The 22947-nt window shown below is 76.0% G+C and carries 22 protein-coding genes; 10 read left to right on the top strand and 12 right to left on the bottom strand.

Features of this window, described 5'->3' with window-relative positions:
• Positions 1–6 precede the first annotated feature (6 nt).
• Entirely contained in the window at positions 7–468 is a 462-nt protein-coding gene (locus tag AC6JBM_RS24125; RefSeq protein ID WP_497985843.1) for an alpha/beta hydrolase, read from the bottom strand.
• 42 nt (positions 469–510) lie between these two features.
• A complete protein-coding gene (locus tag AC6JBM_RS24120; RefSeq protein ID WP_497985842.1) occupies positions 511–1038 on the bottom strand; it encodes a hypothetical protein in 528 nt (175 codons plus the stop codon).
• A 106-nt stretch (positions 1039–1144) separates the two neighbouring features.
• On the opposite strand from AC6JBM_RS24120, the gene AC6JBM_RS24115 reads away from it, so the two are divergent.
• On the top strand, positions 1145–1738 hold the full coding sequence (locus AC6JBM_RS24115) for a TetR/AcrR family transcriptional regulator (protein ID WP_497985841.1): 594 nt from the start codon (positions 1145–1147) through the stop codon (positions 1736–1738).
• On the opposite strand, the gene AC6JBM_RS24110 is transcribed toward AC6JBM_RS24115, so the two are convergent.
• The gene (locus AC6JBM_RS24110) at positions 1720–2637 is read right to left on the bottom strand and encodes a hypothetical protein (protein WP_497985840.1); all 918 of its coding nucleotides are present in this window, start codon (positions 2635–2637) and stop codon (positions 1720–1722) included. The two genes, AC6JBM_RS24115 and AC6JBM_RS24110, sit on opposite strands and share 19 nt — an antisense overlap.
• A gap of 156 nt (positions 2638–2793) precedes the next feature.
• Here AC6JBM_RS24110 and AC6JBM_RS24105 point away from each other — a divergent pair, with 156 nt between their 5' ends.
• Complete coding sequence (locus AC6JBM_RS24105; protein ID WP_497985839.1) at positions 2794–3084, top strand: hypothetical protein; 291 nt, start codon at positions 2794–2796, stop codon at positions 3082–3084.
• Here AC6JBM_RS24105 and AC6JBM_RS24100 read toward each other — a convergent pair.
• Positions 3039–4382: a hypothetical protein gene (locus AC6JBM_RS24100; protein WP_497985838.1), complete on the bottom strand. Its 1344-nt coding sequence runs from the start codon at positions 4380–4382 to the stop codon at positions 3039–3041. The genes AC6JBM_RS24105 and AC6JBM_RS24100 overlap by 46 nt on opposite strands.
• Positions 4383–4513: 131 nt before the next feature.
• Between AC6JBM_RS24100 and AC6JBM_RS24095 the strand changes: the two genes are divergently transcribed.
• The gene (locus AC6JBM_RS24095; RefSeq protein ID WP_497985837.1) at positions 4514–5314 is read left to right on the top strand and encodes a hypothetical protein; all 801 of its coding nucleotides are present in this window, start codon (positions 4514–4516) and stop codon (positions 5312–5314) included.
• Here the strand turns inward: AC6JBM_RS24095 and AC6JBM_RS24090 are convergent, their stop codons facing one another.
• Positions 5315–6460, bottom strand: coding sequence for an MFS transporter (locus AC6JBM_RS24090; RefSeq protein ID WP_497985836.1), 1146 nt, complete (start codon positions 6458–6460; stop codon positions 5315–5317).
• Between the two features lie 47 nt (positions 6461–6507).
• Between AC6JBM_RS24090 and pdxR the strand changes: the two genes are divergently transcribed.
• Positions 6508–7914, top strand: a complete 1407-nt coding sequence (gene pdxR, locus AC6JBM_RS24085; protein WP_497985835.1) for a MocR-like pyridoxine biosynthesis transcription factor PdxR — start codon at positions 6508–6510, stop codon at positions 7912–7914.
• Between the two features lie 10 nt (positions 7915–7924).
• On the opposite strand, the gene AC6JBM_RS24080 is transcribed toward pdxR, so the two are convergent.
• Genes AC6JBM_RS24080 through AC6JBM_RS24070 form a run of 3 tightly spaced genes read right to left on the bottom strand, consistent with a single transcriptional unit; the run spans position 7925 to position 12017 of the window.
• Complete coding sequence (locus AC6JBM_RS24080) at positions 7925–8680, bottom strand: sulfite exporter TauE/SafE family protein (protein ID WP_497985834.1); 756 nt, start codon at positions 8678–8680, stop codon at positions 7925–7927.
• Positions 8681–8730: 50 nt separating this feature from the next.
• The gene (locus AC6JBM_RS24075) at positions 8731–11262 is read right to left on the bottom strand and encodes an ABC transporter permease (protein WP_497985833.1); all 2532 of its coding nucleotides are present in this window, start codon (positions 11260–11262) and stop codon (positions 8731–8733) included.
• 5 nt (positions 11263–11267) lie between these two features.
• Entirely contained in the window at positions 11268–12017 is a 750-nt protein-coding gene (locus AC6JBM_RS24070) for an ABC transporter ATP-binding protein (protein ID WP_497985832.1), read from the bottom strand.
• A gap of 85 nt (positions 12018–12102) precedes the next feature.
• Here AC6JBM_RS24070 and AC6JBM_RS24065 point away from each other — a divergent pair, with 85 nt between their 5' ends.
• Complete coding sequence (locus AC6JBM_RS24065) at positions 12103–12279, top strand: hypothetical protein (RefSeq protein WP_497985831.1); 177 nt, start codon at positions 12103–12105, stop codon at positions 12277–12279.
• Here the strand turns inward: AC6JBM_RS24065 and AC6JBM_RS24060 are convergent.
• Genes AC6JBM_RS24060 through AC6JBM_RS24050 form a run of 3 tightly spaced genes read right to left on the bottom strand, consistent with a single transcriptional unit; the run spans position 12266 to position 16303 of the window.
• Positions 12266–15052 (bottom strand): AfsR/SARP family transcriptional regulator, encoded by a 2787-nt coding sequence (locus AC6JBM_RS24060; protein ID WP_497985830.1) that lies wholly within the window; start codon positions 15050–15052, stop codon positions 12266–12268. The genes AC6JBM_RS24065 and AC6JBM_RS24060 overlap by 14 nt on opposite strands.
• Before the next feature lie 11 nt (positions 15053–15063).
• On the bottom strand, positions 15064–16098 hold the full coding sequence (locus AC6JBM_RS24055; protein WP_497985829.1) for a flavin-containing monooxygenase: 1035 nt from the start codon (positions 16096–16098) through the stop codon (positions 15064–15066).
• A gap of 7 nt (positions 16099–16105) precedes the next feature.
• The gene (locus AC6JBM_RS24050; RefSeq protein ID WP_433606267.1) at positions 16106–16303 is read right to left on the bottom strand and encodes a heavy-metal-associated domain-containing protein; all 198 of its coding nucleotides are present in this window, start codon (positions 16301–16303) and stop codon (positions 16106–16108) included.
• An 86-nt stretch (positions 16304–16389) separates the two neighbouring features.
• On the opposite strand from AC6JBM_RS24050, the gene AC6JBM_RS24045 reads away from it, so the two are divergent.
• Genes AC6JBM_RS24045 through AC6JBM_RS24035 form a run of 3 tightly spaced genes read left to right on the top strand, consistent with a single transcriptional unit; the run spans position 16390 to position 20735 of the window.
• Positions 16390–19545 carry a heavy metal translocating P-type ATPase gene (locus tag AC6JBM_RS24045; protein WP_497985828.1) on the top strand — a complete coding sequence of 1052 codons (3156 nt, stop codon included), beginning with the start codon at positions 16390–16392 and terminating at the stop codon, positions 19543–19545.
• Positions 19546–19602: 57 nt separating this feature from the next.
• A complete protein-coding gene (locus AC6JBM_RS24040; RefSeq protein WP_497985827.1) occupies positions 19603–19935 on the top strand; it encodes an ArsR/SmtB family transcription factor in 333 nt (110 codons plus the stop codon).
• Positions 19932–20735: an SRPBCC family protein gene (locus tag AC6JBM_RS24035; RefSeq protein ID WP_497985826.1), complete on the top strand. Its 804-nt coding sequence runs from the start codon at positions 19932–19934 to the stop codon at positions 20733–20735. The genes AC6JBM_RS24040 and AC6JBM_RS24035 overlap by 4 nt, the downstream gene beginning before the upstream one ends.
• 32 nt (positions 20736–20767) lie before the next feature.
• Here AC6JBM_RS24035 and AC6JBM_RS24030 read toward each other — a convergent pair whose 3' ends face one another.
• Positions 20768–21511, bottom strand: coding sequence for an SDR family oxidoreductase (locus tag AC6JBM_RS24030; protein ID WP_497985825.1), 744 nt, complete (start codon positions 21509–21511; stop codon positions 20768–20770).
• A gap of 53 nt (positions 21512–21564) precedes the next feature.
• Between AC6JBM_RS24030 and AC6JBM_RS24025 the strand changes: the two genes are divergently transcribed.
• Together AC6JBM_RS24025 and AC6JBM_RS24020 are read left to right on the top strand one after the other, a co-directional pair.
• The gene (locus AC6JBM_RS24025) at positions 21565–22281 is read left to right on the top strand and encodes an IclR family transcriptional regulator (protein WP_497985824.1); all 717 of its coding nucleotides are present in this window, start codon (positions 21565–21567) and stop codon (positions 22279–22281) included.
• 8 nt (positions 22282–22289) lie between these two features.
• On the top strand, positions 22290–22934 hold the full coding sequence (locus AC6JBM_RS24020; RefSeq protein ID WP_497985823.1) for a class I SAM-dependent methyltransferase: 645 nt from the start codon (positions 22290–22292) through the stop codon (positions 22932–22934).
• The last annotated feature ends 13 nt before the right edge of the window (positions 22935–22947 follow it).

Here is a 22947-nt window from a genome sequence, read left to right as displayed (position 1 = left end):
CGTCGATCACGGCCTCGAAGCGGGGGAGTGGAACAGGTCGAAGCCGTGCTGGCCGCCGGGCAGCTCGATGTAGCGCACGTCGGCGAGCCGCTCGACGAACGCCCGGGTGTGCTCGACCGGCACGAGCGGGTCGTGGGTGCCGTGGACGACGAGGAACGGCGGCGCGTCCGGCCGGATGCAGTCCCACGGCGACGTCCGGCCGTCGAGGCTGTCGTCGTACTTGCCGAGGTACGCGTTCATGCACACCGCCGCGTCCATCGTCGTGTCGGCGTCCTCGAAGCCCGGCTGCAACCGCGGGTCGTTCGGCGTGAAGGCGCACAGGGCGGTCAGGTGCGCGCCGGCCGAGCTGCCGGAGACCACGAGCGTCGACGGGCCCCGCTCGCGCGCCCAGGCCAGCACCCGCTTCGCGTCCGTGAGGTGGTCCAGGAAGCCGAACTCGGGCTGCAGGCGGTAGTACGGGGCCGTCATGATCCGCGCCCACGGCCAACGCCCCCTCCGCGGGGGCCGGTTTCAGGCCGGTTGCGCGGGCCGGTTCGCGGCTCGCAGCCGCAGGGCCGAGACGAGGAAGAAGATTCCGCCCACGGTCGCGTAGCCGGCGACGTTGGTCAGCGCCGGGTTGTCGGCGCCGGCCGCCAGGACGAACGACGCCCCGGCGAGGACGGAGAGGCCGCCGCTGAGGATCATCGCCCACTGGCCGCCCATCGCGCGCCGGCCGAGCGCCACGAACAGCTGGACGAGGCCGGCGACGATCGCCCACGCGCCCCAGACCCGCAGGACGGCCGGGATGCCGGACGCGCAGGCCACGGCGAGGCCGATCGCGGCGAGCGTGCTGATGGCGATGTTGGCGTAGAGGAGCCGGCGGTTGTGCGGCAGGGCGCCGCGGGCGTCGACGATCGCGGCCGCCACGTCGAACGCGGGGTAGAGCACGAGCAGCGCGACGGTCGCCGGTCCGAGGTGGTCCGCTCCGGTGACGAGCACGAGGGCGGCCCAGACGACGGCGAATCCGAAGCGGGCGAAGTAGAGCTGGCGCAGCGTCATCGGCGTTCCCTTGTCCTTCGAGGGGTAGAACGTTCTGTCTCTCTAAACCTGACTGCTGGGGGTACGGTTTGTCAAGACCGAACGTTCTATCTAGTACGATGGCGGCATGAGTCGCAGCGAGGCCGGGGCCCGGCCGTCCGAGGCGCGCTCGCGGCTGCTCGGCACGGCGAGCCGGATCTTCTACGCGGAGGGCATCCACGCCGTCGGCATCGACCGGATCATCGCCGAGGCGCAGGTGACGCGGGCCACGCTGTATCGGCACTTTCCGGGCAAGGACGACCTGATCCTGGCCTACCTGCACGCGGCCGACCGGGCGATCCGCGACCAGACCGAGCAGGCCCTCGCGGACGGGCGGCCCGCGGCCGAGGCCGTGCGGGCGATCAGCCGGGCGATCGCGGACGGCATCAAGGGCACGGGGTTCCGGGGCTGCGCCTTCCTGAACGCCGTGGCCGAGTACCCGGACCCCGGCCACCCCGTGCACCGCGCGGTCCTCGAGCACCGCCGGTGGTTCCTGGACACGATCACCGGCCTGCTGGCCCGGATCGGCAACGAGCCCCCGGAGCCCGCCGCGCGCCACTACGTGATGCTGCGCGACGGCGCGATGGCGTCGGGCTGCCTGTTCGACCCGGCCCTGATCGGCGACACGTTCCTGTCCGGCGTCGAGGCGCTGCTGCTGACCCGTCAGAACAGTGCTCGATAGGGGTTCTCCCGCACTTTGTCATAGATGGCGCGGAGCCACGGCTGGCGGAGTTCGGGCAAGCCGGCCAGGGTCGCCAGGAAGACGCGGCCGTCCGGCGAGAAGCGGTACAGCTCGGGCAGAGGCGGGTCGTCGTGATACACCTCCCCGGGCGGCAGCCCGGCGCCGGAAACCGGCCTGCGGTCCCGTTGAGCCGCCAGGACGGCCCAGACGTCGAAGGCGATCGGCACGGCGACCTGGCCGTCCTTCGGCGACCACGCCGCCCCGGTCTGTGGATGCTGCGGCACCAGCAGGATGTCGGCGACCGCCGGCAGATTCGGTCCGGCGACGGCGAGCGTCTTGGCGCCGGGTCCAGGCGGCAGGAGGCGCTCCAGTGCCCGGCGGAACGTGGCGGCGACAAGGCCGTCGGGGACCGTGACCGGGGCACCACCGGAGGCGGCCACCAGATGCGCCAGCGATGCCGCGACGGCAGCCGTCCACATCGGTTCCCAGTGACCGTTCGGGAGGGCCGGTGGCGTTCCGGGCCGCTGCGCGATCAGCGTTGCCCAGTCGGCGATCCGAGCCGGCGCGGCATCGTCGATCCGGCGCACGGCGGTCGGGTCGAGCCAAGTGGCCTGCCACAGGGAGCAGTCGTCGACGCGGGTCGCCACCGGTCGTCCGCATCGGGCGCAGTTCATGTTCGGACCGTCCCGGCCGTCCAGTCCGCAACAGAACCCGTCGAGCCCGAGGACGAGCACGGCCCCGTGGACGTCGCCGGGCGCCAGCGCGATGGTTCCACCGGCACCCTGCGGCGATGCGGGACCGTGCCGTGCCGGATCCACGGCGAACGTCCCCGGTTCCATCAGCGTGCCGAGGGGGTAGCCGTTGCCGTACACCTGATGGGCATGCACGGGCAGCGCCACCTGCGAGACCGGCACGGTGAGGACGGCGCCGCACCCCGCGCACGCGAACACGGTCATGAGCCCTCCAATACACCGGGCCGGGTCGGAAACGTACCCGGTGCCATAGTGCCGCAGCGGCTGAGGAGCTTCCCGACCCGCTTGCTCGGGAGCGCGTCCGTGCCGCTCACGCAGATCGTGGCGGCCACGCTCGCGCGGGTGGCGCAGGAGGCCCGCAACGTGGCCGGGGACGGGGTCGGCGAGCTCGCCATGACCCATCCGGCCGAGTGGGGCTCGGCACGCCGCTGGCAGGCCCGCCGCCTCGCCGACGGCCGGGTGCGGACGCCGACCTGGCGTCCCTCGACGCCCGCCGCGCCCCGGTGCTGGCCGCCGCCTCCCGGTACAGCAGCGCGTAGCGGCCGGTCTCAGGCGGTCTTGCTGGTCCAGACGGACTGCTTGGCCGCGGTGTAGAGCACGGCCGCCCCGGCGTCCTCGACCTGCAGGTACGCCGCGGCCTTGCCGGTGGTCTTCGTGCTCCACAGCGCCTTGTTCGCGCTGTCGTACACGACCAGGTTCCCGTCGCCCTGCAGCATCACCGACGCGCCGGGGTGGCCGCCCGTGCCGCTCTTCCACACGACGGTCTTGGCCGCGTTCCGCAGCACCAGGTTCCCATCCGGCTGCATGAGCAGCGTGAACCCGCCCTTCGGGGCCGTCCTCGACTGGCCGGCGTGCAGGCGCTGGCCCACCGTCAGCCGGCTGATGCCGTCGGTCGCGCTGGACCAGACCGTCTTGCCGCCGGCCGTGACGACCAGGTTGCCGCCGTCGCCGAGCACCGCCGCCGCGCCGGTGCTGCCGAACGTGCCCGAGGACCACTGGGGCTGCTTGTCGGCGCTGTAGACGACGAGGTTGCCGTCCGGCTGCATCAGCGTGTACCCGCCCTGGTGGCCGCTCGTCTGCGCGGTCCAGACGACCTTCTTGTCGGCGCCCGCGACCACGAGGTTGCCGTCGGGCTGCTGGGTCAGCGTGAACTTCCCGTCGGCCGTGCGGCGCTGCTGGCCGGACGTCAGCCCCTGGCCGGGGTAGAGCCGCGTCCGTTCGGCCCGGCTCGACCACGCCTCCTGATGGTCGGTCCGCGACACCACGGCGTTGCCGTCGTCGTGGACCTCGAGCAGGGCGCCCTGGCCGCCGGTGGAGCTGCGCCACAGTGCGAGGCCGCCCTTGCCGTAGACGACGAGGTCGCCGTTGCGGTCGAAGCTGGCGGTGGCGCCGGGGTTCGAGGACGTCTGGGACGACCACTGCACCCGCTTCTGGTCATCGGCAAGCACGAGGTTCCCGTCCGGCTGCTGCGTGAGGGTGTACTTCCCATTCGGCGACCGCAGCGCCTGCCCCGAGCTCAGCTTGGCGCCCGGCTTCAGCTCGGCCGGCACCGCCTGCGAGGCCGTGTCCCGGTCGCCGCCGGTCGGGATCTCGCCCGCGAACTCCGACTGGCTCGCGACGGCCGACGGGTTCCCCTGCTGGGCCGCGGCCGGCGTGGGGGTGCTGTCATGGGATCCGACGAGCTTGACGGCCACGACCGCCCCGGCCGCGACCGCGACGGTGAGCCCGGCGCCCGCCAGCCACAGCCCGACCGGCCGGCGCCGCACCGGGGCGACCGGCGGCGTGAACGGCGCCACCACGGGGAGCTCGGTGGTGGCCAGGTCGCCGGGGTTGATCCCGGGCGGGGCCGCCCACGGGGAGGAACCGTCGCCGCCGCTGCCGTACCCCGTCATGCCGCCCGCCCCCGCAGTCCCTCGTGTCGACGATCGAGAACCGTAACGCCTCGGCGCCGTCCGCTCCAGTCCGCGATCCTCGGAAACCGGCGAAACCCCAGCATTTGCCGTATAACGTGACCAATATGCGGATGAACGGGTTGACCTGGCCGGCCGTTGCCGCCACCTCCGTCGTGCTGCTGGCCGGCGGGTGCGGCTCGACGACGGAGGACACCGGCGCGACGACGCCGGCCACCACCGCGGCGGCGACCACGAAGGCGGCCAGCGCCACCGAGCAGCTGACCGCCGCGGCGGCGAAGACGAGCGCGGCGGCGTACACGTACAAGGCGGCCGACCCGAGCGTCGAGGGCACCATCGAGGGTGCGATCGACCCGGCCGCGGCCACCGCCACCGGCAAGCTCTCCGTCGGCCTCGACGCGAGCACCAAGATGTCCGTGGAGACCCTGCTCGTCGCGGGCGGGTACTACGTGAAGATCGGCGGGCTGCCGATCCCGGGCATGGACGGGTCGAAGTGGTTCAAGTACGACCCGGCGAAGGTCGCCGCGGACAACGCGCTCGGCCTCGGCGACGCCAAGGACCCGGTCCAGCTCTCCGCGATGCCCGCGAGCATCGCCGCCGCGCAGAGCACCGACGGCAAATCGTTCACCGGCACGCTCGACCTCACGAAGAAGGCCTGGGGCCCGTTCAACGACCCCGAGCTGATCACGGGCCTCGGCGACAAGGCGAAGGCGGTGCCGTTCACCGCGACCGTCGACGCCGAGGGGCACCTGGCGGCGCTGAAGGTCAGCCTGCCCGCGTACGCGGACACGCCGGCGTCCGACACGGAGGTGACGTTCGCGGGCTTCGGCCAGCCGGTCACCGCGACCGCTCCGGCGGCGGCGGACGTCATGGAGGCGCCGGCGGCGCTGTACGACGTGCTGAACAACAAGTAGCTACCGCGCGGCGCGGCGGTCGCGGCGGATCAGGGGCAGGGCCGGCAGCATCAGCGCGGCGGTGAGCAGGAACGTCGCCGGGTAGCCGGCCGCGCCCACGATCAGGCCGGCGGCCATCGCGCCCGCGGCCATGCCGAGGTCGTACGCGCTGTTCCAGATCGCGCTCACGGTGTTCTCGCCGCCGGCGGGCACCCGGTTGAACATCAGCGTCAGGGTCGCGTTCTGCAGCACGCCGAAGCCGGCGCCGAGCAGCAGCGAGCCCGTCACCATCGCGGCGGGGCTGTTCGTCAGGGCGAGCGCGGCGGTGCCGGCCGCGGCCAGCAGGATGCCCGGCGTGAGCAGGCGGGCCGGGCCCTTGCGGTCGCCGAGGCGGCCGGCGAGCCAGCGCGCGGCGGTCGCGGCGGCCGGCTGGGCGAGCAGTGCCGCCGGGGCCACCCACGCCGGGAGCCCGGCCGCGGCGAGCGGAAGGTACGTCACGATCACGCCCACGGCCGTCGTCGACGCCGCGAAGATGAGCGCCGGGCGGGTCAGCGCCGGGCTGCGCAGGCCCGCGAGCACGCCGCGGTGTCCCTCGGCCGCCGGGGTGCGAGCCGGCAGGCCCGGCACGGACAGCAGCGCGAGCAGCGTGGCCGCCGCGGTCGCGACGAACACCGGGCCGAAGCCCCAGCGGTGCGCCGCCCACACGCCCAGCGGCAGCGCGATCAGGCTCGTCACGCCGCTCACCACGCCGATGAGGGCCAGGCCCTCGCCGCGCCGCTCGGCGGGGATCAGGGTCGCGGTGAGGGCGCCGCCGGCGACGGTACAGACGGCGAACCCGGCGCCCCGCACGAGGCTCACGGTGATGATCGCCAGCGGCGAGGACTCGAACGCGAGCACCACCGTCGGGGCGCCCAGCAGGAACAGCCCCAGCCCCAGCGACCAGCGGTAGCCGATCCGAGTCACCAGCTGCGGCGTCACCAGCTCGACCACCACCGTGGCCACGAGCAGGGCCACGGTCGCCAGGCCGGCGCCGGCGGAGGAGTGCGCCAGCATCGGCACCACGGACAGCGGCAGGTAGAACCCGACGGCCGACCCGGCGATGGAGACCAGGCGCAGCAGCACGGGACGGGTCACGAGGCGCGGGCGAGGGAGCGTCTGAAGGGCCATGGACAGCACGCTATGCGCGGACCGGCACACTGGTAAGGTCCAGTTCCATGCCTGTGGAGTGGGCCGGTTTGGGTCCGGAGCTGCTGGTGACGATCGACCGGACCGGCGGCACCGGCCTGCGCACCCAGCTGGAGGAGGCCCTGCGCGCCGCGATCCGCACCGGCCGCCTGGCCGGCAACGACAAGCTCCCGTCGTCCCGCGAGCTGGCGCAGCTCACCGGCCTGTCCCGCGGCCTGGTGCAGGACTGCTACGCGCAACTGCAGGCCGAGGGGTACCTGACCAGCCGCCCCGGCTCCGCGACGCGCGTCGCGCTGGGCGCGGCCACCCGCCCCGGACCCCCGCCGCGGCGGCCGTCGTCACCGGTGCCGCCGGCGATCGCGGACTTCCGCACCGGCGTGCCCGACTTGGGCCTCGTACCGCGCGAGGACTGGGCCTGGGCGGTCCGCGAGGCCTGCCGCACCATGCCCAACGCCGCCTTCGACTACGGCGACCCGTCCGGCCAGCGCGGCCTGCGCGAGGTCCTGGCCGCCTACCTGACCCGCGTCCGCGCGACGGCCACGACTCCCGGCCACGTGATCGTCTGCGCCGGCATGGCCCAGGCCCTGGCCCTGATCCTGCCGGTGCTGCGGGCGGACGGGGTGGACACCCTGGCGGTGGAGGACCCGGGCCCGGGCTCCTCGACGGCGGACCAGGCGGCCTCGGCCGGCCTGCGGGTGCTGCCCGTGCCCGTGGACGAGCACGGCCTGCGGCCCGAGGCGCTGGGCGACGCGCGCGCGGTGCTCGTGACCCCGGCCCACCAGTGGCCGACGGGCGTGGTGCTGTCCGGTCCCCGGCGCCAGGAGCTCATCGCCTGGGCCCGCGAGCGCGACGGCATCATCATCGAGGACGACTACGACGCCGAGTTCCGCTACGACCGCGACCCCGTCGGCTCGCTGCAGGGCCTGGCGCCGGACCGGGTCATCTCCCTCGGCACCGTGAGCAAGTCCCTGGCCCCGGCCATCCGCCTCGGCTGGATCGTCGCGCCGGACCGCTGGCTGCCCGCCGTCGCCCACGCCAAGCACCTGGCCGACCGCGGGAGCCCGGGCATCGACCAGCTGGCGCTGGCGGCGCTGCTGGAGTCGGGCCGCTACGACCGGCATCTGCGCCGGATGCGCACCGAGTACGCCGCGCGCCGCGAGACGCTGCTGCGCGCCCTCGCGCGGCACGCCCCGCGGCTGCCGGTGACCGGCCTGGCGGCGGGCTTCCACGCCGTGCTGACCCTGCCGGACGGCACCGACGAGGCGCGCCTGATCCAGCGCGCCCGCGCTCGCGGCGTCGGCCTGTACGGGATGTCCGGGATGTACCGCGGGACGGGCGCGCCGAGCCCGCGCCTGGTCCTCGGGTTCGGCGACACGTCCCAGCGGGCGATCGAGGCGGGCATCGAGGCGATCGCCGATCTGCTCGACGCCCCGTAGCGAGCGCCGCTCACGTGACGAAGAGGACCACCGCCACCGTCGTGGCGAACACGACGATGATCCAGCGCAGCACCTCGCCCGGGAGCCGGCGGGCCACGCGCGCGCCCAGGTAGCCGCCGGCGATCGTGGCCGGGGCCAGGATCGCCACCACGGCCCAGTTCACCGGCCCGAAGACGCTGTAGAGCAGCACCGTGGTCACGCCGACGACGGCCGAGAACACGTTCTTCAGGGCGTTCAGGCGGCGGAGGGGCTCGGGCAGTACCAAGGCCAGAAACGCGATGAGCAGGACGCCCATGGCGGCGTTGAAGTAGCCTCCGTAGAGGCCGCAGCCGAAGACCGACAGCTGGGTCTGCACCGCGGCCCGCCGTGGCGAGATGTCGTGCGGGTGGCCGGCCAGGGCTCGCAGCCGGGTCTGGAAGGCCATCATCGCCGCGGCGCCCAGCAGCAGGAACGGCACGACGACGTCGAAGACCTCGTGCGGGGTGAACAGCAGCAGGGCGCTGCCGCACAGGGTGCCCGCGACGATCGTCGGCAGGATGGCGCGGATGCGGCGCGCCTGGCCCTCGAGCTCCGGGCGGCTGCCGACCGCGCTGGCGGCGTAGCCGGGCGCCACCGAGAGCGCGTTGGTGACGTTCGCGGCCACGCCGGGCAGGCCCAGGCCCACGAGCAGCGGGAAGGTGATCAGGGAGCCGCCGCCCGCGATCGCGTTGACGGTGCCGGCCAGGAGGCCGCCGCCGAGCAGGAGCAGGGCCTCACCGGGGTTCACACGATCATCATGCCGGATCCGGGGGCGGGCGGCCCGCCCCCGGCACCGCGTCAGGCCCGGCTGATGGCGTCCAGCACGTCCAGCCGGGCGGCCCGGCGCGCGGGCAGCAGGCCGGCGACGAGCCCGGCCACGGTCGCGACCGCCACGATCAGCGCGATCCGCCCGAACGGCACCTCCACCGCGAGCGGGGTGGTCGAGCCGAGGGCGGTCACCGCGCCGGCCCCGAAGCCGAGCCCCAGGGCCACGCCGATCACCACCGCCAGCACGGCCACGAGCACCGCCTCGCCCCGCACCATCCAGCGCAGCTGCGTCCGGCTCATGCCGACGGCCCGCAGCAGGCCGATCTCGCGGGTCCGCTCGACGATCGACAGGGCGAGGGTGTTCGTGATGCCCAGCAGCGCGATGGCCACGGTGAACAGCAGTAGGGCCGTGGTCACGCCGAGGATCTCGTCGACGCCGCGGGTCCGGCCGGCCACCGCCTCGGCCTGGTCGCGCAGCTGGGCGGTGGGCGTGCCGGCCAGCGCCGCCTCGATCGCGCGCCGGGCGGCGGCCGGGTCCGCCCCGTCGGCGAGCCGGACGAAGACGCTCGCGTCGACGTTCTCGGCGTACAGGCGGGCGTAGGTGTCCAGGCCGATGATGTAGTCGGTCGACAGCGCCTGCGCGTCCGCGTCCCGCAGCAGCCCGGCGACCGGCAGGCGCTGCTCGCCGGTGCGCGCGAACGTCATCGGCAGCGTGTCGCCGACGCTGAGGCCGCGCTCGCGGGCGACCCGCTCGGCCAGGATGACGCCGCCGCCGGCCAGCGCGTCGAGCCGGCCCGCGACCAGGTGCAGGGACGTGACCCGGGGCAGGGTCGCGGGGTCGACCGCGGTCAGGGCGCTGGTCATGGTGCCGTCCTTCCAGTGGCCGTACCGCAGCCGCGACGCCACCGCGACCTCGTCCAGCGCCGCGACATGGTGCTGCACGTCCGGCGGCAGGCCGCCGAGCATCTCGTTGCGGCTGCTCTCGATGACGTAGTCCGCGGTGATGGTCTCGCCGTAGGACTGGCGGATCGCGGACCGCACCGACGTGCCAACGACCGCCATGAAGCCGATCAGCGCCAGGCCGAGGGCCAGGGCCATCGCGGTCGCGGCGGTGCGCCGGGGCGCGCGGGCGGCGGTCTGCCGGGCGAGGCGGCCCGGCGCGCCGGCAAGGTCCAGCGGCCGTCCGGCGATCCGGGCCAGGACGGGAGCGATCGCCGGGCCGAGCAGCGTCAGGCCGCCGACGGTGACGAGCGCCCCGGCGCCGAGCAGGCCGAGCGACCCGCGCCCGGCCAGGACCACCCCGAGGGCCGCCGCGCCGGCGAGGGCGACGACCGCCCCGCCGAGCGCGCGGGCGCGGCTCGTCGCCGGGCCGGTCGCGGCCTCGCGCATGGCCTCGACGGGCGCGATCCGCGCGGCCCGGCGGGCGGGCGCGACGGCGGCGGCGACGGTGATCAGGACGCCGATGACGGCCGCGGCGGCCACGGTGCGGGGGAGCAGGACGAGGTCGCCGTCCGGCAGCGGTACGCCCACCCGTCCCGCGAGCGCGCGCAGCCCGGCCGCGGCGGCGACGCCGAGCCCGATGCCCGCGGCCGAGGCGGCGGCGCCGATGAGCGCGGCCTCGCCGAGCACCGAGCCGAGCAGCTGCCGCCCGGTGGCCCCGGCGGCCCGCAGCACCGCCAGCTCGCGGGTGCGCTGGCCGACGACGACGGCGAACGTGTTGGCGATGAGGAACCCGCCGACGAGCAGGGCGGCCCCGGCCAGCGCGAGGAGCATCGCGCGCAGGTACCCGACCTGGCCCTTGGCCGCCGCCGCGCTCGCCGCGGCCACGTCCTGGCCGGTGACGACCTCGGCGTCGGCGCCCAGCCGCTCCGCGAGGCGCTGGCGCACCTGCGCCACCGTCGCGCCCTCGGCGACGGCGACGGCGATCTCCGGCACGCCGTCGCCGAGCCCGAGCAGTCGCTGCGCGGCCGGCAGGGTGACCAGCGCGACCGTCGTGTCCGGCAGGCCGGGCCGGTCGCCGAACCAGGCGAGCCCCACCACCCGCAGCGCGGCGGTCGACGCGGCCTGCACGGTCACCGTGTCGCCGAGCGCGACGTGGTACTCGCGCGCGGTGGCCGCGTCGAGCACGACCTCGTCGCCGGTCAGCGGCGGGCGGCCGGTGCGCACGGCGAACGCGTTGAACGGCTCCGGCGTCCACGAGCGCAGCAGCGACGCCCCGGACGGCACGAGGGTGCGCCCGCCGGCGGTGAGCAGCGCCTGGCCCCGGGCGGCCGGCTGGGCGTCGGCGACGCCGGGCACCGCGCGGACGCGCTCGAGGGTCGCGGCCGGGAGCGGGTCGCGCTCGACCTCGACGCCCATCGCGTCGTCGAACGCGGTGGCGCGCCGGACGGTGAGGTCGGTGCCGGCGGCGGCGGTGCGGAACTGGGCGTCCAGCGCGCGGCCGGACGTGTCGGTGAGCACGAGGGTGCCGGTGACGAACATGATGCCGAGGGCCACGGCGAGCAGCGTGAGCGCGAGCCGGGCCGGGTGGGCGGCGGCGTTGCGCAGGGTCAGGCGCCACATCGCGGTCACCGCCCCGCCCGCGCCGGCGCGTCCAGGCGCGTCATGCGGGACAGGACCGCGTCGGCGGTCGGCTCGCCGAGCTCGTCCACCACGCGGCCGTCGGCGAGGAAGACGACCCGGTCGGCGTGGGCGGCGGCCCGCGGGTCGTGGGTGACCATCACGATCGTCTGGCCGAGGTCCCGCGCGGCGTGGCCCAGGAAACCCAGCAGGGCCTCGCTGCTGCGGGAGTCGAGGTTGCCGGTGGGCTCGTCGGCGAAGACGATGTCGGGCCGGGCGATGAGGGCCCGGGCCACCGCGACCCGCTGCTGCTGACCGCCGGAGAGCTCGGCCGGGCGGTGGTGCAGCCGGTCGGCGAGCCCGAGGGTGGCGACGAGCTCGTCGAACCAGGCCCGTTCGACCGGGCGGCCGGCCAGGGCGAGCGGCAGGCCGATGTTCTCCGCGGCGCTCAGGGCCGGGATCAGGTTGAAGCCCTGGAACACGAAGCCGAGCCGTTCCCGGCGCAGCAGGGTGCGGCGGCGCTCGTCGAGCGCGGTCAGGTCGGTGCCGCCGAGCAGGACCCGGCCGGAGTCGACGGTGTCGAGGCCGGCGAGGGCGTGCATGAGGGTCGACTTGCCGGAGCCCGACGGGCCCATGACGGCCGTGAAGCTGCCGGCGGTGATCGCCACGCTCGCGCCGTCGAGCGCCCGGACGGCGGTGTCGCCGCGGCCGTAGGTCTTGACGAGGTTCTGGGCCTGTGCGGCCAGGTCTGGTTGCATGCCCGGCAGCCTGCGGCCCGGCGCTGTCCGGCCCCTGGCGCGGCGCGGACAGCGGGCGGACAGCGGCCTGCGGGAGGCTGCCCGGGTGACGACGGTGATGATCGGCGGGCCGGTCTGCCGGCGCTGCGTACGGCGGATCAGCGCCCGGGTGCGGGACCTGCCCGGGGTGGTGTCGCTGGAGCTGTGCGGGGACTGCGGCCGGCTGCGCGTGGTGGGCGAGGCCGGCCGGGCGGCGCTGCTGGCCGCGGTCAGGGAGCCGTGAACGCCCGCAGCTTCTCCAGCGCCCACGGGAACTCGTGCTCGCCGAGCAGGTCCAGCGCCCGGCGGCCCTCCGCGGCGGCGGTCGCCTCGTCGCCGTCCGCGCGGGCGATCCGGGCCCGGCCCCACGCCGCCCATGCCTGGCAGCGGGGGTTGCGGGCCTGCCGGGCGACCGCGTCGGCCTCGGCGAGCAGCGGGGCCGCGGCGGCCGGGTCGCCCGCGTCGAGCCGGGCATGGGCGAGGTGCACGAGGGCGAACGCGAGCCCGTGCGGCGCCTGCAGCCGGCGCGACCGATCGACGACCCGCACCAGCACCCGCTCCGCCTCGCCGGGCCGCCCGGCGCCGAAGAGCGCCACGCCGAGGTGCGCCGCGGCCGCCTCGGCCATCATCGAGTCGCCGGCGTCGAGGAAGCGCGACTCGGCGCCGCGCCACCGGGTCACCGCGGTGTCGAAGTCGCCGATGCGCAGGTCCAGCATGGCCTCGAGGTACTCCGCCGTGGCCAGCCAGTAGGCGTCGCCGAGCTCGTCGCGGCTGCGACGCACGAGGGCCCGGTGGTGTTCGGGGTCGCCGGTGTACTGCCCCTCCCAGGCCACGACGAGCCGGGAGATCGCGGCGTTGCCCGCGTCTCCGAGCCGCTCGAACAGCGCGAGGCTGGTCCGGGCCGCGGCCCGGGACTCGGCGGTGGGGTAGTACACCCCGAGCAGGCCGACGCCCTGCAGCAGCCTCGCCCGCTCGGCGGGTGGCGGGTCGCCGGTGGCGAGCAGCACCGTCAGCGCCCGGACGCCCTCGTACCGCACGCCGTAGTTCCAGTACGGCATGAGCGCCTCCACCAGGCGCATCCCCGCCCGCAGGTCCCCGGGCGCCAGTTCCAGGGCCCGCTCGACCGCGGCGCGCAGGTTGTCGGCGTCCTCGCGCAGCCGCTGCCAGGCGGGCGCGGCGGAGCGCACGGACGGCCCGAACCGCTCGGCGAGCCGGGTGTAGTGGCCGAGGTGCCGGTCGCGGCAGGTGCCCGTCTCGCCGGCCTCGGCGAGGCGGTCGGCGGCGTACTCGAGCACCGTGGCGAGCAGCCGGAACCGCCCGGTGGCCGGGTCGGGCACCACCAGCGAGCGGTCGACCAGGCGCAGCAGCAGATCCAGCACGTCGCCGGCCCCGATGGCCCCGAACGCGCCCACGTCCTCGGCCGCGGCCAGGTCCCAGCCGCCCCGGAACACCGCCAGCCGGCGCAGCAGCACCCGCTCGGGCTCCGGCAGCAGGTCGTGGCTCCAGTCGAGCACGGCCCGCAGCGTGCGGTGCCGGGCCTCGGCGGTGCGGGGACCGCCGGTCAGCAGGGCGAACCGGTCGCCGAGGCGCTCGGCGATCTCGGCCGGCGGCAGCGCCTTGACCCGGGCCGCGGCCAGCTCGACGGCGAGCGGGATGCCGTCGAGCGAGCGGCAGATGGCCTCGACCGCGGGCGTGGTGCCGGCGTCGAGCGCGAAGCCGGGGCGCACGGCCCGCGCCCGGTCGGCGAAGAGCCGGGTCGCCGACGGCAGGTCCAGCGGCGCGACGGGCACCTGCACCTCGCCGGTGACGGCGAGCGCCTCCCGGCTGGTCGCCAGCACCCGCACCCCCGGGGCGGCCTGCACGATCCGGTCCACGAGCGCGGCGGCGCTGTCGACGACGTGCTCGCAGTTGTCGACGACGAGCAGCATGCGGGCGCCGGCCAGGTGACCGGCGAGGGCGTCCCCGTCCGGGACCCCGAACTGCACGGCCACGGCCTCGGCGATCTCGGCGCCGGGCGGCAGCGCGGCGAGCCGGACGAGCCGGACCTCACCGTCGGCGGCCAGCTGGCGGGCGGCCTCGACGGCGAGGGTGGTCTTGCCGACGCCGCCGGGCCCGACCAGCGTGACGACCCGGGCCGTGCGCAGCTGGTCGAGCACGAGGGCGAGGTCGTCGTCCCGGCCGAGCAGCGAGGTGAGCCGGGCCGGCAGCGCCGGGCCGGTCCGCACGGGCATCGGCACGGACACGGCCGCGGGGCGGTCCGGCACCTCCTGGCGCAGGATGGCCCCGGCGAGCGCCTCCAGCTCGGGGGAGGGATCGATGCCGAGCTCGTCGGCGAGCCGCCGCCGCAGCGCCCGGTGCACGGCGAGCGCGTCGGCCTGCCGCCCGGCGCCGTGGAGGGCGAGCATGAGTAGCCGGGCCGGGCGCTCCCGCAGCGGGTGCTCGGCCGCGAGCCGCTCCAGGTCGGCGACGGCGCCGCCGGGCCGGCCGGTCGCGGTCAGCAGCTCGAGGCGGTCCTCCACGGCGCCGAGCCGCAGCTCCTCCAGCCGGTGCCGCTCCCGCCCGGCCCACTCGGCGTCGCCGACGTCGGCCAGCGCCGGCCCGCGCCACCAGGCCAGCGCCTCGTCGAGCGCGTGCTCGGCGGCGGCCGGGTCGCCGGCGTCCCGGGCCGCGCGGGCCCGCCCGAGGGCCGCCTCGAACCGGTGGACGTCGACGGACTCGGGCGGCACCGCGAGCCGGTAGCCGGGCGCGCGGGTGAGCAGCCGGTCGCCCGCCTCGCCGAGCGCCCGCCGCAGCTTCGACACCCGCGTCTGCAGGGCGTTGGCCACGTCGACGGGCAGGTCCTCGCCCCAGAGCGCGTCGGTCAGGGTGTCGACGGAGACCACCCGGCCCGCGGCGAGGACGAGCCGGGCCAGCAGCGGGCGCACCGACGGCGCCAGCGCGACCGGCGGCCGCCCCGGCAGGCGGACCTCGACCGGCCCGAGCAGGCGGAAGACGACCTCGGTGCTGTCCAGCGTCACGGGGGATCATGCTAATCGCCGTGCAGGAGCCGGTCGCCGAGCCGAGCCGCGTCGCGCCCGACCCAGCCGAGCACCGCGGAGCCGCGGGTGCGCTGCCACGGCAGGCCGAGGAAGAACAGGCCGGGCCAGTCGGTCACGCCGTGGCGGTGTACCGGGGCGCCCGTGCCGTCGAGCACGGGCACCTCCAGCCACGGGTAGTGCGGCCGGAATCCGGTCGCCCACACGACGGCGTCGACCGGCCGGGCCGAGCCGTCGGCGAGCAGGAGGTTCCGGCCCTCGGCGCCGGTGACCCGGTCCAGCCGGTCCACCTGCCGCAGCAGGGCGCGCACGTCGGTACCGATGATCGGGTTGGCGGCCCGGATGCGGCGGCCCAGCGGGCTGTGGGGTCCGAGGCCCATCGTGCCGAGGCGCGAGAACCACCAGAAGATGTCGCGGCCGAGCCAGCGCTGCGGCATGGCCGGGCCGATCGCCGCGACCGACAGGGCGACCCGGCGGCCGGCCGCGGCGAGCTCCTGCGCGATCTGGACCCCGGTGTTGCCGGCCCCGACCACGACGACGTCCGCGCCGGGCACCTGGGCGGGGTTGCGGTACCGGCTGCTGTGCACCTGCACGACCCGCGGCGCGAGCCGGTCGGCGAACGCGGGGACGTGCGGGGTGTGGAACGCCCCCGCGGCCACGACGACCCGCCGGGCCGCGTAGGTGCGGCCCGGGGCCCGCACTGTGAACCCGCCGCCCGGCTCGGGCCGGACCGCGCTCACCGGGCTGTCGAGGCACACCGGCAGGTCGAAGCGGTCCGCGTACGCCTGCAGATAGTCGGCGACCTCGTCCTTGGTGGGATGGGCGTCCGGGTCGCCGGGGAACGGCAGGCCGGGCAGGGCGTTGAACCGGTTGGGCGTGAACAGCCGCAGCGAGTCCCACCGCCGCCGCCACGCGTCGCCGACCCGGGCGTGCGCGTCGAGCACGGCGAACTCGCGCCCGGCCCGGCGCAGGTGCCAGGCCAGCGCGAGCCCGGCCTGGCCACCGCCGACGATCACCACGTCGAGCATCGCGGCCTCACACCGTCTCGTAGCCGGCGTCGTCGATCGCGGCCCGCACCGCGGCGGGATCGGCGGTGCCGAGGGTCCGGACGGTCTTCGCGGCGACGTCGACGCGGACCTCGGTGACGCCGGGCACGCGGCCGACGGAGGCGGTGATGGCGGCGACGCAGTGGCCGCAGGTGATACCGGGGACGTTCAGCATGATCTCGTTCATGCCGGCCAGCCTGCGAGGGGCCGCTGTCCGGCCGCTGTCCGAGCGCGGGCAGGGGCCGGACAGCGCGGCCCGGGATCGTCCGGCGCATGGAGAACTGCACCCTGGAGATCGGCGGCATGACCTGTGCGTCGTGCGTGGGACGCGTGGAGAAGGCCCTGCTGCGGGTCGACGGCGTCGGTACGGCCACCGTCAACCTCGCCACCGAGCGCGCGACCATCACCTTCGACCCGGCCCGCGTCACACCTGCCGCGCTGGCCGCCGCGGTGAGCCGTGCCGGGTACCGGGCCGAGGCCATGGCCGCGGAACCGGTGGACCGGGATCCGCGCAAGCGGACGTGGATCACGACCCTTGCCGCCGGCGTCGCCATGATGATCCTGATGTACGTCCCGCTGCCGCTCGACGCGATGGACTGGCTCATGCCGCTGCTGCTCGTCGTCGCGACGGTCGTGCAGATCGGGCCCGCCCGGCCCTTCTACGCCGCGGCGTGGGCGGCCGCCCGGCACCGCGCGGTCGACATGAACACCCTCGTGGTCCTCGGCACGACGGTCGCCTACGGCTACAGCGCCTTCGTGACCCTCTGTCCCGCCCAGGCCGAACGATGGGGCCTGCCGCTGCACGTGTACTTCGAGATCTCCGTCATCGTCACCGCCCTCGTCCTCGCCGGGCGGTGGCTCGAGGCCCGGGCGCGGCGGCAGACCGCGGCGGCGATCCGGACCCTGGTCGGGCTGCAGCCCCGCACCGCCCGAGTGCTGCGCGGCGGCGAGGAGCTCGACGTCCCCGTCGAGTCCGTCGCCGTCGGTGAGCTGGTCCGGGTCCGCCCCGGTGAGCGGGTGCCCGTCGACGGCGTGGTCACCGAGGGCGCCTCCAGCGTCGACGAGAGCATGCTCACGGGGGAGAGCCTGCCCGCGGCGAAGGCCGTCGGCGACGTGCTCATCGGCGCCACGGTCAACCGCACCGGCGCCGTGGTCATGCGGGCCACCGCCGTCGGCCGCGACACGACCCTGGCCCAGATCGTCCGTCTCGTCGAGGACGCCCAGGCCGGCAAGGCGCCGATGCAGCGGCTCGTCGACCGCGTCTCCGGCTGGTTCGTGCCCGCCGTGATCGCGCTGGCGGTGCTCACGTTCGCGGTCTGGGCCGTCGCCGGCTCGCTCACCGCCGGGCTCGGCGCCGCCGTCGCCGTGCTCATCGTCGCCTGCCCCTGCGCGCTCGGGCTGGCCACGCCGACGGCGATCATGGTCGGTACCGGCAAGGCGGCCGAGCTCGGCGTCCTCATCGGCGGCGGCGAGGCCCTCGAGCGGGCCCGGCGGGTCACCACCGTCGTGCTCGACAAGACCGGCACCCTGACCCTCGGCCGGCCCGCCGTCACGACCGTCGTGGCGCGGCCCGGCACCGACCCCGGGGACCTGCTCGCGTGCGCCGCCGCCGCGGAGGCCGGCTCCGAGCACCCGGTCGGCGAGGCCATCGTCGCGCACGCCCGCGACCGCGGCCTGGCGCTGCCGCTCCTCGACGCGTTCGAGGCCGAGCCCGGCCACGGCATCCGCGCCCGGGCCGGCGGCCGCGACGTCGTCATCGGCAACGCCGCCCACCTCGACGCCCACGGCGTGTCGACCGATCCGCTGGCCGCGGCGGCCGCCGAGGTCGCCGGCGCGGGCGGCACCGCGGTCTTCGCCGCCCTCGACGGCGAGCTCGCGGGCCTGATCGGGGTCGCCGACACCGTGCGGCCCGAGGCGCCGGCGGCCGTCGCGCAGCTGCGCGCCCTCGGCCTGGACGTCTGGATGCTGACCGGCGACGAGCGGCGCACCGCCGAGGTCGTCGCGGGCCGGGTCGGCATCGAGCGGGTCGTCGCCGGGGTGCGCCCCGACGGCAAGGCCGCGCACGTCGAGGCCCTCCAGCGCGACGGCGCCGTGGTCGTCGCGATGGTCGGCGACGGCATCAACGACGCCCCCGCGCTGGCCCGGGCCGATCTGGGCGTCGCCATCGGCACCGGCACCGACGTGGCCATCGCCGCCTCCGACATCACGCTCGTCGGCGGCGACCTGCGCGGCATCGTGACCGCGATCGCGCTGTCCCGCCGCACCGTCGCCACGATCAAGCAGGGGCTCGGCTGGGCGTTCGCCTACAACGTCCTGCTCATCCCGGTGGCCGCCGGCGTGCTGTACCCCCTGAACGGCACCCTGCTCGACCCGTCCCTCGCCGCCGCCGCGATGGCGATGAGCTCGGTCAGCGTCGTCACCAACGCGCTGCGGCTGCGCCGGTTCCGCCGTCCCGCCACCGCCGCGCGGCTGCGGCCCCGGCTCGGTGCCCGGCTCGCCGATCTCGGGTACCTGGCCGGCGTCGCGGCCCTGGCCGTCGCCGTCGGCGCCGGGCTCACCGGCCTGAGCCACACCGCCGCCGCCCGCCGCGGCATGAACGGCGTGCTGGCCTGGACGCAGGGCACCGGCATGCCGATGCGGCCGCCGATGAGCGTCATGATGGACGCCGACATCGCGCCCCGGCCCGCCGCGGACGACGGCGTGCGGGTCACGCTCGACGTGCCCGCCGGCATCGTGCCCGGCGAGCCCGCGACCGTCGGCATCCGGGTCGCCGACGCCGCGACCGGCCGCCCGATCGGCGACGTCGGCCGCAGCCACGAGGCCTGGATGCACTTCATCGCCACCCGCGCGGACCTGGGCACGTTCGCGCACGTCCACCCGGAGCCGACCGGCCGCCCCGGCGCGTTCGCGGTGCGCGTGACGTTCCCGACCGCCGGCCGCTACCTCGTGCACACCGAGTTCCGCCGCAAGGGGGCCATGAGCGACCTCGTCGAGCGGCACGAGATCGTCGTCGGTGACCCGTCCGGGGCGCCCGCCGGCCCCGCGCCCGCGCCCTCACCCCGCGACCAGGTCGTCGACGGCGTCCAGGTGATCCTGGCCGGCACCGCGACCGTCGGCGCGCCGAGCCGGTTCAGCTACTGGTTCGCCGACACGGCCACGGGTGAGCCGCTCACCGGGCTGCGGCCGTACCTGGCCGCCGCGGGCCACGTGGTCGTCATGCCGCTGGACGGCTCCGGCTTCGCCCACGAGCACGCCGAGGCGGTGGACGACGAGGGCCGGACGGTCTACGCGCTGCCGGGCGCCACCTTCGGGCCCGAGCTGCGGATGCACGCGGACTTTCCGCGCCCCGGCCTGTACCGCCTGTGGGGCCAGTTCCGCCTCCCCGACGGCCGCGTCATCACGACGACGTTCACCGTGGCGGCGTCGTGATGCTCCGCCCGGGTCCGTGCCGTTGACGGTATATACCGTTGGGAGTATGTTCGAGGGGTGCTTTCGATCTTCGAGGTGCTGTCGCTGCCCGCGCGGCGGGAGATCATCGAGCGGCTGCGGCTCGGGCCGCGGTCGGTGAGCGAGCTCGCCGACGAGCTCGGGGTCAGTCAGCCGATCATGTCGAAGCACCTGCGCGTCCTGCGCGATGCGGGGTTCGTGAGCGTGCGCGCCGATGCGCAGCGGCGGTGGTACGAGCTGCGCGCCGAACCGCTCATCGAGGTCGCGCAGTGGCTGGAGCCGTACCGCTGGATGTGGGAGCACCGCCTCGACCGGCTCGGTGACCGGCTCGACGCGATGCGCGACGAGGAAGCAGGAGGGCCACGATCATGACCGAACCCGAGCTCATCGAAACCGGGCCGCGACCGGCCGTACAGGTGATGCGTGTCTATGACCATCCGATCGAGCGGGTCTGGCGGGCGGTGACGACGCCGGAGCACCTGGAGCAGTGGTTCCCCACCGCCGCCGACTTCGATCTGCGGCCGGGGGGCCGGATCCGCTTCGGCGACCTCGGCGACGGCGGCTCCGAGGGGGAGGTGCTCGCCGTCGAACCGCCGCACCGGCTCGACTTCCTGTGGGGCGGGCAGCGCTTCGAGTTCCGCCTGGCGCCCGAGGGGGCCGGCACCCGCTTCACGCTCGTGCACCACTTCGACGACCGGGCCGGCGCCGCCAGCTTCGCGTCCGGATGGGAGACCTGCCTGCGGGCGCTTTCGGCGGTACTGGCCGATGAGCCCCCGCCCCCGCCCGGACGCGCCGTGGCCCGCCACGAGGAGCTGGTGGGCCGCTTCGGCCTCGACCGCCCGCAGGTGACCCGCGACGCGACCGGCTGGCACGTGCGCTTCGAGCGGCAGCTGACCTGCCCGGCCGAGGAGGCCTGGAGCAGCTTCTTCGGCGGCGACGCGCCCGGCGTGGGGGAGCCGTTCCAGGGATACGGCACCGTCACCGCGGCCGACCCCGCCAAGACGTTCGCGTGCCCGGGCGTGCGCCTGGCGCTCGGCCCCGGCACCGGGCACGGCGCGCGGCTGGTGCTGGAGGCCGACGGCACCGGCGAGCCCGAGCTCGCCGCGGCCGTCGAGCGGTGGGGCGGCGCGGTCGCCCGCGTCGCCCGCGAGGCCGCCGCGAGCGGCGCCTGACCCGGGGAGCGCCTGACCCGCCTGACCCGGGCTCAGCGGCCGCCGGTGACGTCGATCGTCGTGCCCGTCACGTAGGCGGCGTCGGGGGAGAGCAGCCACGCCACCGCGCCGGCGACGTCCTCGACCGTGCCGGCGCGACCCAGCGGCTGGTGCGGGCCGAGGCGGCGGGCGCGGCCCGGCTCGCCGCCGCTGGCGTGGATCTCGGTGTCGATGATGCCCGGGCGGACGCTCGTGACGCGGATGCCGAACTGGGCCACCTCCAGCGCCAGCCCCCGCGTGAGCGTGTCCACCGCGGCCTTGCTCGCGGCGTAGTCGACGTACTCGCCCGGCGCCCCCAGCTGCGCCGCCTTCGACGAGATGTTCACGATCGCCCGGTCCGGCCGGTCGCTGTTGCGCATCCGGATCACGGCCTCCCGGCAGCACAGGGCCAGCCCGACGACGTTCACCGCGAGGACCCGCGCCCACCGCTCGGCCGAGATCTCCTCGAACGCGCACTGCCGCTCGAGCACGCCGGCGCTGTTGACCAGGCCGGCCAGCGGGCCCATCGCGTCCGCGGCCGCGAACAGCTCGCCGGCCCCGGCCGGGTCGCCGACGTCGCAGGCGATCGCCCGCACCGGGCTGTCCGCGCGGTGCAGCTGCGCGACCAGTGCTTCGGCGCGTTCGGCGTTGCCGCGGTACCCGAGGATGAGCCCCCGGCCGGGCACTCCGGCGAGCCGGCGGGCCACGCCCGCGCCGATTCCGCGGGTCCCGCCGGTGATGACGTACACAGCCTGCATGGGTGGTGACCGTACGAGGACCCGAGGCCGGCCGCGAGGTCCAGAATCACTGAGTGAGTCACACGATGATCGGCCGGGTCCTGGCGCTGCTCGACGCCGTGGCCGGCGCGGGCGCCATCGGCCGCCGCGACCTCGCCCGCGCGGCCGGCCTGCCCCAGGCGACGGCCAACCGGATCGTGGCCACCCTGCTCGAACAGCGCCTGCTCGCCGAGTCGCCCGCGGGCCTGCGCCTGGGCCTGCGGCTGTTCGAGCTCGGCACCCTCGCCGGCGAGTCCGGGGTCAGCCTGCTCGACGTCGCCCGCCCGTACCTCGTCGACCTGCACGGCGCCTTCGGCTGGACGGCCCAGCTCGCCGCGCTCGACGGCGACGCGGTGATCTACCTGCTCAAGGTCGACTCCCACCGCCGCCCCCGGCTCGGCACCCGTGTCGCCGGACGGTTCCCGCCGCACTGCACCGGGGCCGGCAAGGCGCTGCTGGCGTTCGGCCCGCCCGAGGCCGCCGAACACCTCCCGCTGCCGGCCCGCACCCCGGCCACCATCACCGACCGGTCCCGCCTCGCGGCCGACCTGCGCGCGACCCGCCGCCGCGGCTACGCCGTCGACCGCGGCGAGTTCCAGTCGGGCATGCTCGGCGTCGCCGTACCCGTCCGCGTCGCCGGCCGCCCCCTGGCCGCCGTGACCCTGGCCGGCCCCGAGGACTCGCTGGACGTCCCGCGGGCCGCCCACGCTCTGCGCGTCGTCGCCCGCATGATCGAATCCCGGCTGCGATAGGGTTCGGCATGGGCGATCTTGATCGGCAGCGCGAGTACTGGGACACGACCGGCACCACGAAGACCTTCGGCCACCCGTTCGACCCGGCCTGGCTCGCCGGCCTCGCGCCCACCGCCCGCATCCTCGACTACGGCTGCGGCTACGGCCGCCTCACCGGCGAGCTCGCCGGCCACGGCTGGACCGGGGTCGAGGGCGTCGACGTCGCCCCGCAGCTCCTCGCCCGCGCCCGCGCCGCCCACCCGGCGGCCCGGTTCACCGTGCTCGACGAGCCGCCGCGGCTGCCGCACGCCGCGGCCGCGTTCGACGCCGCCCTGCTCTTCGCCGTCCTCACCTGCATCCCCACCGACGAGGGCCAGCGCGCCCTGCTCGCGGAGCTGCACCGGGTCCTCGCCCCGGGCGCGCTGCTCTACGTGAGCGACATGGGCCTGCAGGACGACGAGCGCAACCGGGCCCGCTACGAGCGGTTCGCGGCCGTCCACGGCACCTATGGCGTCTTCGAGACCGGTGACGGCGCGGTCGTACGGCATCACACCGACGCCTGGTTCGCGGACCTCTTCGCCGCCTTCGACCCCGTCGACTCCCGCGAGATCCCGGTGCGCACGATGAACGGCAACCCGGTCAATGCCCGCCAGTTCCTCCTGCGCCGGGCCTGACCGCAAAATCGGG

The organism is Dactylosporangium thailandense (assembly GCF_059739745.1).
The sequence above is the reverse complement of the archived record's forward strand: the minus strand, read 5'-3'. Positions and strand labels throughout refer to the sequence as shown.

Bases quoted from the DNA above. Each gene is read 5' to 3' on its own strand.
- AC6JBM_RS24125 (WP_497985843.1), bottom strand. From the start codon at position 468: ATGACGGCCCCGTACTACCGCCTGCAGCCCGAGTTCGGCTTCCTGGAC.
- AC6JBM_RS24120 (WP_497985842.1), bottom strand. From the start codon at position 1,038: ATGACGCTGCGCCAGCTCTACTTCGCCCGCTTCGGATTCGCCGTCGTC.
- AC6JBM_RS24115 (WP_497985841.1), top strand. From the start codon at position 1,145: ATGAGTCGCAGCGAGGCCGGGGCCCGGCCGTCCGAGGCGCGCTCGCGG.
- AC6JBM_RS24100 (WP_497985838.1), bottom strand. From the start codon at position 4,382: ATGACGGGGTACGGCAGCGGCGGCGACGGTTCCTCCCCGTGGGCGGCC.
- AC6JBM_RS24095 (WP_497985837.1), top strand. From the start codon at position 4,514: ATGAACGGGTTGACCTGGCCGGCCGTTGCCGCCACCTCCGTCGTGCTG.
- AC6JBM_RS24090 (WP_497985836.1), bottom strand. From the start codon at position 6,460: ATGGCCCTTCAGACGCTCCCTCGCCCGCGCCTCGTGACCCGTCCCGTG.
- pdxR (WP_497985835.1), top strand. From the start codon at position 6,508: ATGCCTGTGGAGTGGGCCGGTTTGGGTCCGGAGCTGCTGGTGACGATC.
- AC6JBM_RS24075 (WP_497985833.1), bottom strand. From the start codon at position 11,262: ATGTGGCGCCTGACCCTGCGCAACGCCGCCGCCCACCCGGCCCGGCTC.
- AC6JBM_RS24070 (WP_497985832.1), bottom strand. From the start codon at position 12,017: ATGCAACCAGACCTGGCCGCACAGGCCCAGAACCTCGTCAAGACCTAC.
- AC6JBM_RS24055 (WP_497985829.1), bottom strand. From the start codon at position 16,098: ATGCTCGACGTGGTGATCGTCGGCGGTGGCCAGGCCGGGCTCGCGCTG.
- AC6JBM_RS24050 (WP_433606267.1), bottom strand. From the start codon at position 16,303: ATGAACGAGATCATGCTGAACGTCCCCGGTATCACCTGCGGCCACTGC.
- AC6JBM_RS24045 (WP_497985828.1), top strand. From the start codon at position 16,390: ATGGAGAACTGCACCCTGGAGATCGGCGGCATGACCTGTGCGTCGTGC.
- AC6JBM_RS24035 (WP_497985826.1), top strand. From the start codon at position 19,932: ATGACCGAACCCGAGCTCATCGAAACCGGGCCGCGACCGGCCGTACAG.
- AC6JBM_RS24030 (WP_497985825.1), bottom strand. From the start codon at position 21,511: ATGCAGGCTGTGTACGTCATCACCGGCGGGACCCGCGGAATCGGCGCG.
- AC6JBM_RS24020 (WP_497985823.1), top strand. From the start codon at position 22,290: ATGGGCGATCTTGATCGGCAGCGCGAGTACTGGGACACGACCGGCACC.